Source organism: Tabrizicola flagellatus, assembly GCF_046295235.1.
In the GTDB taxonomy this organism is placed as follows: domain Bacteria; phylum Pseudomonadota; class Alphaproteobacteria; order Rhodobacterales; family Rhodobacteraceae; genus Tabrizicola; species Tabrizicola flagellata_A.
In genome coordinates, this window is record NZ_JBKBLV010000001.1 from 1 (window position 1) to 9,770 (window position 9,770).

Here is a 9,770-nt window from a genome sequence, read left to right on the forward strand (position 1 = left end):
TAGTGAAGCTGACACCTAGATCATCGGGCCGAAACCCTACTAGGCCGATATGCGCGTCTCCGACGCCGATGCGCCCAAACCGCCCGCATATCCCTTCATGAACCAATCATGTCAAAGAGCAATCGTCAGACAAAAAACGTGTGATCCGCCAACTTCCTGGCGTATCCCCTCGCGCCTTGCCTTCAGATTTTCCAGAGTTCCGCGTCGTCTTGCCGCCGCTTCCGTCCGTCACCGTCGCGTTCCCGCTTCGGTGAGGGGGTATTTACGCAGCCGACCCGGAACCCGCAAGAGCAAAAAGTGCCTCCGTCACAAAAATTTTGCATTGCGCAGAAAAACTCGCAAAATCTGGTGGTTGGCGCAACAAACCCCACAACGGACGCGGCATCGCGGCAATTTTCTTGCAGGCGCAGCAGGGCCGGACCGGCTTCAGGCCGAGGCGCGGCGCGCGGCAGAGGCCTTCGGGACCAGCCGCAGCGCCAGAAGCGCCAGCGCAAGGACCACATAGACCAGCACCTCGGTGGTCCAGACCTTGGACAAGAGCGCCAGATGTGCCACGCCGGCCAGAATCGCCACATAGGCCAGCCGGTGCAGCCGGCTCCAGGCCGCTGCCCCCATCCGCCGGATCGCTCCGTTCCAGGAGGTCGCCGCCAGGGGAATCATCACCACGAATCCCACCATCCCCAGGATCACATAGGGCCGCTTCACCAGGTCCGCCGCCATCTCGGACCAGCGCAGGCCCATGTCGAGCCAGACCCAGGCCACCAGGTGCAGCGCCACATGGAGGAAGGCCAGGAGGCCCAGCGCCCGGCGGAAGCGGATCAGGTTCAGCCCGGCCCGGCGCAGGGGCGTGATCGCCAGTGAGGCAAGCAGGAACTGCAGGCCCAGCTCGCCCAGCCGATGCTCGATCGCCTTGACCGGATCGGGGCCGAGCGTGTTGGCCACCGCCCCCCAGACCAGAAGGCCCAGCGGCACCAGGCCAAGGAGATAGACCACCCAGGTCGGCAGGGCACGGGCCAGCCGGTTCAGCCGGTCCATCAGTAGTTCGCCTTCAGGTCCATCCCGGCGTAGAGCCCGGCCACCTCGGCCTCGTAGCCGTTGAACATCAGCGTGTCCTGCCGCCCGCCGAAAAGGCCGGATCCGATCACCCGTTCCGAGGCCTGGCTCCAGCGCGGATGGCTGACGTTCGGGTTCACGTTGGAATAGAAGCCGTATTCCTGCGGTTGCAGCATGTTCCAGGTGGTCGGCGGCATCTCGGCCGTCAGGCTGATCCGCACGATCGACTTGATCGACTTGAAGCCGTATTTCCAAGGCACCACAAGGCGGATCGGCGCGCCGTTTTGCTTTGGCATCTCCTCGCCGTAAAGTCCGGTAGCCAAGATGGTCAGCGGATGCATCGCCTCGTCCAGGCGCAGCCCCTCGCGATAGGGCCATTGAATGAACGGCGAGGCCTGGCCGGGCATCTCCTCGGGCCGGACCAGCGTCTCGAAGGCCACAAACTGCGCCCCCGGCTGCACGCCGACCCGGTTCAAAAGGCCAGCGAGTTCAAAGCCGATCCAGGGCACCACCATCGACCAGGCCTCGACGCAGCGGAAACGGTAGATGCGTTCCTCCAGCGGCTGCCCCTTCACCACGTCGGCCAGGTCATAGGTGCCGGGGCGGTCCACCAGCCCGTCGATCACGATGGACCAGGGATCAACCGTCAGCCCGCCGGCATAGCGCGCCGGGTCGCCCTTGCCGGTGCCGAACTCGTAGAAGTTGTTGTAGCTGGTGATATCCTCCAGCGCCGTCGGTTCGGCGTCGGTGGAATAGCGGCTGGGCGCGGCCTTGATCCGGGCCAGGGCAGGGCTTGCGGCAAGGGCGGCTGCGCCGGCCATCAGCTGGCGGCGGTTCAGCCACCGGGATTTCGGGGTGACATCGGACCAGGTCAGGCGCATCGGCGGGCTCCGTCAGGGTTTCGCCAAAGATGCGTCATCCTGCATGAAAGGCAAAGCAATCCGCGTCACGACTGCGGGACAGGGCTGAAACATGACGCGTGGCTGTTCACGGTGGATGAACAATCCTCACGCTGGTTTGACTGGAAAACCGGGAACGACGCGGCTTAGCGCAAGTCGGCCTCCGGTCAACAGCCCCTCACACGAATTTACCCCTGATCCAATGTCGCATCCCGGCCCTATCAACCACCGCCAATGACGGCATACCGATCATAACGGGAGTGACACCACATGATCCGCAGAACTTTCCTGGCTCTGACCGCCGCCACCGCCTTCGCGATGCCTGCCTTCGCGCAGGACAAGGATATCGTCGACACCGCTGTCGCAGCCGGTTCGTTCAACACGCTGGCCGCCGCGCTGACCGCTGCTGGGCTGGTCGAGACGCTGAAGGGCGAAGGCCCGTTCACCGTCTTCGCGCCGACCGATGCGGCCTTCGCCGCCCTGCCGGCCGGCACCGTCGAGGACCTGCTGAAGCCCGAGAACAAGGACAAGCTGACCGCGATCCTGACCTACCACGTCGTGCCGGGCAAGGTGATGTCCACCGACCTGACCGAGGGCATGAAGGCCGCCACCGTGAACGGCGCAGAAGTGACCATCACGCTCGAAGGCGGGCCGAAGGTGAACGGCGCCGTGATCTCGGCGCCGGATGTCCAGGCCACGAACGGCGTGATCCACGTCATCGACAGCGTGATCCTGCCGCCGGAAGGCTGAGGCAACGGAACGGGGGCGCCAACAGCGCCCCCGTATTCATTGATCCAACAGAGGGACAACTCATGAATCGCCGCACGCTCTTCCGCCTGGCCGGGGCCGTCTCGGTCGCCAGCCTCATCGCCGCCTGCGTTCCCGCGCCGAAGGAACCCGACATCGTCGACATCGCCGCCTCGAACCCGGACTTCTCGACGCTCGTCGCCGCGGTGAAGGCCGCGGGCCTGGTCGAAACCCTGAAGGGCGATGGTCCCTTCACCGTGTTCGCGCCGACCAATGCCGCGTTCGCTGCCCTGCCGAAGGGCACGGTGGAAAACCTGCTGAAGCCGGAAAACAAGGACCAGCTGGTCAAGGTGCTGACCTACCACGTCGTCCCCGGTGCTGTGACTTCGGACCAGCTGGCCGGCAAGCGGATGGACGTGGCAACCGTCCAGGGGCAGACCGTCCATGTCGACGGCCGCAGCGGGGTGAAGGTCAACCGCTCGCGCGTGACGACCGCCGACATCATGGCCTCGAACGGGATTATCCACGTCATCGACCGGGTGCTCTTGCCGAAATGACGAAAGGCCGTCCCGAAGGACGGCCCCTTGCTGCACGGATCGGGGCGGGCCCACCGGCTCGCCCCGTTTCGCTTAGTGCACCACAGCCTCGGCCGGGCGTTCGCGGCGGCTGGCCACCACGCGCTCGCCGATGATCAGACCCTCGGGGCCTGCCGTCACGCGGATGGTCGAGCCGTCCATGACCTCGCCGGCCAGCAGCATCTCGGCCAGCGGATCCTGCAACTGGCGCTGGATCACCCGCTTCAGCGGCCGCGCCCCGAAGACCGGATCGTAGCCCTCGTCCGCCAGCCAGGCCTTCGCGTCCGCATCCAGATCGAGCGTAATCTTCCGCGCGGCAAGACGCTGTTCCAGCCGCTTCAGCTGGATCTCGACGATGCCGGCCATGTCCGCCCGGTTCAGCCGGTCGAAGATGATCTGCTCGTCAAGACGGTTCAGGAACTCGGGCCGGAAATGGCTGCGCACCGCCTCCATCACCTCGGCCTTGGCCGCGCTGGAATCGGCGCCTTCCGGCAGTTCCGACAGGGCCCGCGCGCCCAGGTTCGAGGTCAGGATGATCAGCGTCTGCTTGAAGTCCACGACCCGACCCTGACCGTCGGTCAGACGGCCATCGTCCAGCACCTGGAGCAGCACGTTGAACACGTCGGGATGCGCCTTTTCCACCTCGTCGAACAGCACGACCTGGTAGGGCCGGCGCCGCACCGCTTCGGTCAGCACCCCGCCCTCGTCATAGCCGACATAGCCCGGAGGCGCGCCGATCAGCCGGGCCACGGAGTGCTTCTCCATGAACTCCGACATGTCGATCCGCACCATCGCACTGTCGTCGTCGAAGAGGTATTCGGCCAGCGCCTTGGTCAGCTCCGTCTTGCCGACGCCGGTCGGGCCGAGGAACAGGAAGCTGCCGAGCGGCCGGTTCTCGTCCGACAGCCCTGCCCGCGCCCGGCGGACGGCACGGCTGACGGCTTCCACCGCGGCCTTCTGCCCGACCACGCGCTTGCCAAGCTCCTCTTCCATCTTGAGCAGCTTTTCCTTCTCGCCTTCCAGCATCTTCGAGGTCGGAATGCCCGTCCAGCGTTCCACCACCTCGGCGATCTGCTCGGGCCGGACCGATTCCGACACCAGCGCCTCGCCCTCGCGGCCCTCGGCCTCGCCCAGCTTCTTCTCCAGTTCCGGGATGCGGCCGTACTGCAGCTCCCCGGCCCTGGCGAAGTTGCCCTCGCGCTTGGCCTGATCCAGTTCCGCCCTTGCGTGGTCCAGCTGCTCCTTCAGGCTGCGCGCAGCTTCGAGGCTCGCCCGTTCGGCCTGCCACTTCGCCGTCAGTTCCGCCGAGTCCTGTTGCAGGTTGGCAAGCTCCTTCTCCAGCTTCTCCAGCCGGTCCTTCGAGGCCGCATCGTCCTCCTTCTTCAAGGCCTCGGCCTCGATCTGCAATTGCAGGATCTGCCGGTCCAGCGCGTCCAGCTCCTCGGGCTTGGAATCCACCTCCATCCGCAGACGGCTCGCCGCCTCGTCCACCAGGTCGATGGCCTTGTCGGGCAGGAAGCGGTCGGTGATGTAGCGGTGGCTCAGCGTCGCCGCGGCAACCAGGGCCGAGTCGCTGATCTTCACCCCGTGGTGCAGCTCGTACTTCTCCTTGATCCCGCGCAGGATGCTGATCGTGTCCTCGACCGTCGGCTCGCTGACAAAGACCGGCTGGAAGCGGCGGGCAAGGGCCGCGTCCTTCTCCACATGCTTGCGATATTCGTCCAGCGTGGTCGCGCCGATGCAGTGCAGCTCACCGCGCGCCAAGGCGGGCTTGATGAGGTTCGCCGCATCCATCGCGCCTTCGGATTTCCCGGCGCCGACCAGCGTGTGCATCTCGTCGATGAACAGGATGATCTCGCCGGCCGCGGCCTCGATCTCCTTCAGGATGGCCTTCAGCCGCTCCTCGAACTCGCCGCGATACTTGGCGCCGGCGATCAGCGCGCCCATGTCCAGCGCCATCAGACGCTTGTTGCGCAGGCTCTCGGGCACGTCGCCGTTGACGATGCGCAGCGCCAGCCCTTCCGCGATCGCCGTCTTGCCGACGCCCGGCTCGCCGATCAGCACCGGGTTGTTCTTCGTGCGCCGCGACAGCACCTGCATCGCGCGGCGGATTTCCTCGTCGCGGCCGATGATCGGGTCGATCTTGCCGTCGCGCGCCTGTTCAGTCAGGTCACGGGCGTATTTCTTCAGGGCCTCCATCGTGTCTTCCGACGAGGCGCTGTCCGCCGTCCGCCCCTTGCGGATGTCGTTGATCGCGGCGTTCAGGCCCTGGGCCGTCACCGCCCCGGCGGTCAGCGCATCCTTGGCGCGCGTGTTCACCAGCGCCAGCGCCGTCAGCAGCCGTTCCACGGGCACAAACGAATCCCCGGCCTTCTTGGCCACGGTCTCGGCCTCGTCCAGCACCCGCACCAGCTGCGGGTCGATGTAGGTCTGGCCGTCGCCGCCCGAAACCTTCGGCAGCTTGGCGATCGCGGCATTGACCGCCGCATTGACCTGCTCGGGGCTGCCGCCCGCCTTGCGGATCAGGTTCGCCGCCAGGCCCTGGTCGTCATCCATGAGTGCCTTCAAGAGATGGTCGGGCAGCACGCGCTGGTGGCTTTCCCGCATCGCGATGGTCTGGGCGGCCTGAAGGAAACCGCGCGACCGTTCCGTGAATTTCTCCAAATTCATCGGTCATTCTCCTCTCGTGAAGCGCCTTGCCTGCGGTGCCCGGAACCCCAGCCCACCGCGTGAAGGCCTTGCCCCTCATCTGGGCAGGCCCAACGGTCTTTGCAATCCCCGGCTGCGCAAAAACCACAGGTTCGGAAAACCTGTCGCAGACAGGGGCCTTCGGCCTTTCCTTGCCGATGCCCCGCCCGGCCATCGGCGACATCGGGCCGCCCCGTCCGGGGCCGGGTCCGGCAGCTCTTGCATCGCGCGGGCGCAGTCTCACATGGTCAGGGCTTCCGAACGCGAAAGGTGCCGCCATGAGCGACGCGAAACTGCCCCTGATCCACAAGGCCCCGGTCGAGGGCCTTGCGATCCATGTCGCCCGCACCGGCCTGTCCATCGGCGACCAGGCCCGTCTCGACCGGCTGTCGGACGGGCGGATCGGCGTCTTCGCCCGACTGCGGAAACCGATCCTCGGCCTGATCCCCCATCACCGCGAAGGCCTGGTCGGCCATCTCGGCCCGGTCGCCGAAGAGATCGTCGCCCCCAGCCTCGCCCATGGCGACGAGCTGCGCGTGCGCATCATCGACCTCGTGCCCGAGCATCTGGCCAACGGCTACCCGCCCGAAGTCTACATCTCGGTCTGGGGCGACCCGCGCCACCTGCACAGCAGCCTGCCCCCGATCGACCTGCCGCCAGCCCCGGATCCCAAGCCCCGGTCGCCGAAGGGCCTCAGCGGCCTGAGACCGGCCTAAGGCTCATAGCGCACATAGGCGAAGGCGCTGGCGTCGGGTGCCCAGCAGGGCACGTTGATGGTGCCCTGCCCGCCGGTGAACTCCCGCACCCGGCGCCGATCGCCGCCCTCGGGGTCGCAGAGGACCAGGGCCACTTCCAGATCGGCAGGATGCCCGGTGGTGCCGGGCGGATAGGCCAGATACAGAAGGTGCCGCCCGTCGGGAGAGGGATGCGGGAACCAGTTGACGAATCCGTCCGCGAACAACTGCCGCTGCCCCGACCCGTCCGCCGCCATCACCCAGATCTGCGCATGGCCCGTGCGGTCGCAGTTATAGTAGATGCGACTGCCGTCCGGGCTGAAATCCGGCCCATCGCAATGGCCCTCTCCGCAGGTCAGCCGCCGCTCCGCCTGCCCCGGCACCACCGTGTAGACATCGATCACCCGGCTCCCGCCACGCGCCGCGACGTAGGCCAGCACCCGCCCGTCCGGCGAGACGCCATGCCACCAGCTCGGCGCCTCGGCGGTGATCCGCTCCGGCGCGCCGCCCGTCACCGGCACCACATAGATCCGGCTGCCCTCGCCCTCGTGATGCGAGGACAGGATGATCGTCGTCCCGTCCGGGCTGATCCCGTGATCGTTGTTGCACCGCACCGCCGCGCCCGTCTCCACCGGCTCCAGAGCCGGGGCATTCAGCGGCACCCGGAACAGCCGCCCCTCCCCGTTCACCAGCAGCCAGTCGCCCGAAGGCGCCCAGTTCGGCGCCTCGATCCGCCCCTCGACCGCCAGCACCTCGCGCACCCGGCCGGTCGCCACCTCATAGGTCTCGATGATGCTGCGCACGACGGAAGCCCCTCGAATTCGATTCAAACTTGCACTTGCCCTTTCGGAAATACTCCGCAGGGGGTCCGGGGGACGCGAAGTCCCCCGGCGGCCTGCCAGTGGCACCTACCCCCGGTCCTTCGCGACCAGAAGCTTCCTCGGCCGCAATGCCTCCGCCGCCTTGAACAGGCCGAAGGTCTGGTTGACATAGTTCACCACGCCCGAGACCTTCTCCAGATAGGCCTGCAACTCGGCCGTCCGCTCGGCCTCGACCAGCTGCACCGGGCGCGAGGGGTCCATGCCCTCGAACTGCACATAGAACAAGGGCTCGCCCCGGCGCAGGATCAGGTCCTTCTTCGGCTCGTGCCACTCGAAGGCCCACATCAGCGGCCGGGGCCAGATCGAGATCGGGAACCGCCCGCCGAAGATCGTGCCGGGCAGGGGATCGGGCCGGTAATGCGCGAAGGCCGACAGCTGGCTCAGATAGACCATTTCGTCGGCGATGAAGTAATAGGGCAGATGCAGCTGCACCGTCGGCCGGTCGGGAAAGCGCCACTCGGCCTCGGAAACCAGCGTCAGCACCTCGTTCAGCTTCGACGACCGGATCGGACTGGATGCCCCGGCCTTGTTCACCAGCACCGGCTTGCCCTTCTCGTCGCGCTGAAAGCCGATGTGCAGGTCGAAGGGGCATTTCACCATGAAATACCGGCTTTCCAGCTGGATCACCGCCGGACAGCGGCTCGCCGACTTGGCATGCGCCTTGTTCGGCGGGCGGATCTGCACCCGCTCCGGCGGATCGTACAGCACCGCACCCTTGTCCTGCGCCAGGAACCAGCCCACCACCAGAGGCCCGGACTCCGGCCCCTCCTCGGGCCGTTCGTAACTCAGGGTGATGTCCATCACCTGCTCCTATTCCAGCGCCCTGCGCAGGGCACGCACGGCCTCCGCATCGGTCCGCCGCAGCACCGGCGGGGCAAAGCCCATCTCGACCGCCCGGCCCGCGACAGGGACCGAGGCCGAACATGAGGCATGAATCTCGGCAATGCCAAGCCCCTTGAAGAGCTGCGCATTGGCCGGAGTGACACCCGACCCCGGCATCACCGCGATCCGCCCTTCCGCCCGGGCCAGCAGCGACGCGATCCGCGCCGCGCCGGCCTCGGCCGTGACCGCGCCGCCCGAGGTCAGTACCCGGTGAAAGCCAAGGCCCACCGCCTGCTCCAGGGCCTCCTCCATGTCCGGCGCCAGATCGATGCAGCGGTGCAGCACCAGTTCCATGCCGCGCGCCGCCGTCACCAGGCGCCACAACACCGGCACATCCAGCCGCCCGTCCGGTAGCGACGCGCCCAGCACCACCCCCGCCAGCCCTGCCCCCCGGATCGCGGCGATCTCGGCCTCCATCATCGCGACCTCGGCCCCCGACCAGACGAAATCGCCTGCCCGAGGCCGGATCATCGCCACCACCGGCACGTCGCAGCGCGCCGCCGCGGCGATCAGCCCAGCCGAGGGCGTCAGACCGCCCAGGGCCAAGGCGGCGCACATCTCGATCCGGTCCGCGCCGCCCGCGACCGCCTCGGCCAGGGCCTCGGCGCTGTCCACGCAGACCTCCAGCGTCACCCCCATGCCAAAGCCCCCGCCAGCGCCGCGCCCAGCAGCCCCGCATCCGCGCCACACTCCGCCGGCACCAGCAACGGCCTGCGAGAGCGCCGCAGCACGCGGACCCGCACCGCCTCGTCCAGGTACTCCACCAGCCCCGGAGCCTTTGACAACCCCCCGCCCACCGGCACCACCTCCGCGCCGACCACATTCACCACCATCGCCAGCGGGCCTGCCACCAGCTCGCGCCACAGGGCCATTGTCTCGCCTGCCTCCGCCTCGCCCGCGATCCAGCCCGCGACGATCGCCTCGGCGCCGAGGAGCTCGGCCGTCCGCTTGCGGTGCAGGCGCTCAAGTCCCCGCGCGCTGCCCACCGTATCGATACAGCCCACCTGCCCGCAGCCGCAGCGAAAGGCGAACTCGCCCCGGACCACCGGCCCGTGCCCCCATTCCCCGGCATAGCCGCCCGCGCCGGTCATCACGCGCCCGCCGACCACCAGCCCGCCGCCGACCCCCGAGCCCAGGATCACCCCGAAGACCGTGGACCGGTCGCGCCCGGCCCCCATTTCCGCCTCGGCCAGCGCAAAGCAGTCGGCGTCGTTCAGGACCCTGACCGGACGCCCGGTCGCCGCCCCGATCCGGCTTTCCAGCGAAACGCCGTCGATCGCCGGGATGTTGGCCACCCTGCCAACCCCGCTG

General features: G+C 67.7%; 10 protein-coding genes. 3 read left to right on the forward strand and 7 right to left on the reverse strand.

All coding sequences use genetic code 11. The annotated features are described in order from the left end of the window. Positions 1-426 precede the first annotated feature (426 nt). Together msrQ and msrP are read right to left on the reverse strand one after the other, a co-directional pair. The gene (gene msrQ, locus ACK4IU_RS00005) at positions 427-1,035 is read right to left on the reverse strand and encodes a protein-methionine-sulfoxide reductase heme-binding subunit MsrQ (RefSeq protein WP_409730414.1); all 609 of its coding nucleotides are present in this window, start codon (positions 1,033-1,035) and stop codon (positions 427-429) included. After that, positions 1,035-1,934: a protein-methionine-sulfoxide reductase catalytic subunit MsrP gene (msrP, locus tag ACK4IU_RS00010; protein WP_409730416.1), complete on the reverse strand. Its 900-nt coding sequence runs from the start codon at positions 1,932-1,934 to the stop codon at positions 1,035-1,037. The genes msrQ and msrP overlap by 1 nt, the downstream gene beginning before the upstream one ends. 288 nt (positions 1,935-2,222) lie before the next feature. Here msrP and ACK4IU_RS00015 point away from each other — a divergent pair, with 288 nt between their 5' ends. Further along, positions 2,223-2,702 (forward strand): fasciclin domain-containing protein, encoded by a 480-nt coding sequence (locus tag ACK4IU_RS00015; protein ID WP_409730418.1) that lies wholly within the window; start codon positions 2,223-2,225, stop codon positions 2,700-2,702. Between the two features lie 62 nt (positions 2,703-2,764). Continuing rightward, entirely contained in the window at positions 2,765-3,256 is a 492-nt protein-coding gene (locus tag ACK4IU_RS00020; protein WP_409730420.1) for a fasciclin domain-containing protein, read from the forward strand. 72 nt (positions 3,257-3,328) lie between these two features. Here ACK4IU_RS00020 and clpB read toward each other — a convergent pair whose 3' ends face one another. Next, entirely contained in the window at positions 3,329-5,944 is a 2,616-nt protein-coding gene (gene clpB / locus ACK4IU_RS00025; RefSeq protein ID WP_409730422.1) for an ATP-dependent chaperone ClpB, read from the reverse strand. A gap of 296 nt (positions 5,945-6,240) precedes the next feature. Between clpB and ACK4IU_RS00030 the strand changes: the two genes are divergently transcribed. After that, positions 6,241-6,678: a hypothetical protein gene (locus ACK4IU_RS00030; protein ID WP_409730424.1), complete on the forward strand. Its 438-nt coding sequence runs from the start codon at positions 6,241-6,243 to the stop codon at positions 6,676-6,678. Here ACK4IU_RS00030 and ACK4IU_RS00035 read toward each other — a convergent pair. From ACK4IU_RS00035 to ACK4IU_RS00050, 4 genes are all read right to left on the reverse strand, one after another. Further along, positions 6,675-7,499 carry a TolB family protein gene (locus tag ACK4IU_RS00035; protein ID WP_409730426.1) on the reverse strand — a complete coding sequence of 275 codons (825 nt, stop codon included), beginning with the start codon at positions 7,497-7,499 and terminating at the stop codon, positions 6,675-6,677. The two genes, ACK4IU_RS00030 and ACK4IU_RS00035, sit on opposite strands and share 4 nt — an antisense overlap. Before the next feature lie 105 nt (positions 7,500-7,604). Further along, complete coding sequence (locus tag ACK4IU_RS00040; RefSeq protein ID WP_409730428.1) at positions 7,605-8,378, reverse strand: hypothetical protein; 774 nt, start codon at positions 8,376-8,378, stop codon at positions 7,605-7,607. 9 nt (positions 8,379-8,387) lie between these two features. Next, positions 8,388-9,098, reverse strand: a complete 711-nt coding sequence (locus tag ACK4IU_RS00045; RefSeq protein ID WP_409730430.1) for a copper homeostasis protein CutC — start codon at positions 9,096-9,098, stop codon at positions 8,388-8,390. Then, positions 9,089-9,770, reverse strand: a 682-nt coding sequence (locus ACK4IU_RS00050) for an ROK family protein (protein WP_409730432.1), incomplete at its 5' end; no start/stop codon positions are given. The genes ACK4IU_RS00050 and ACK4IU_RS00045, both read right to left, overlap by 10 nt.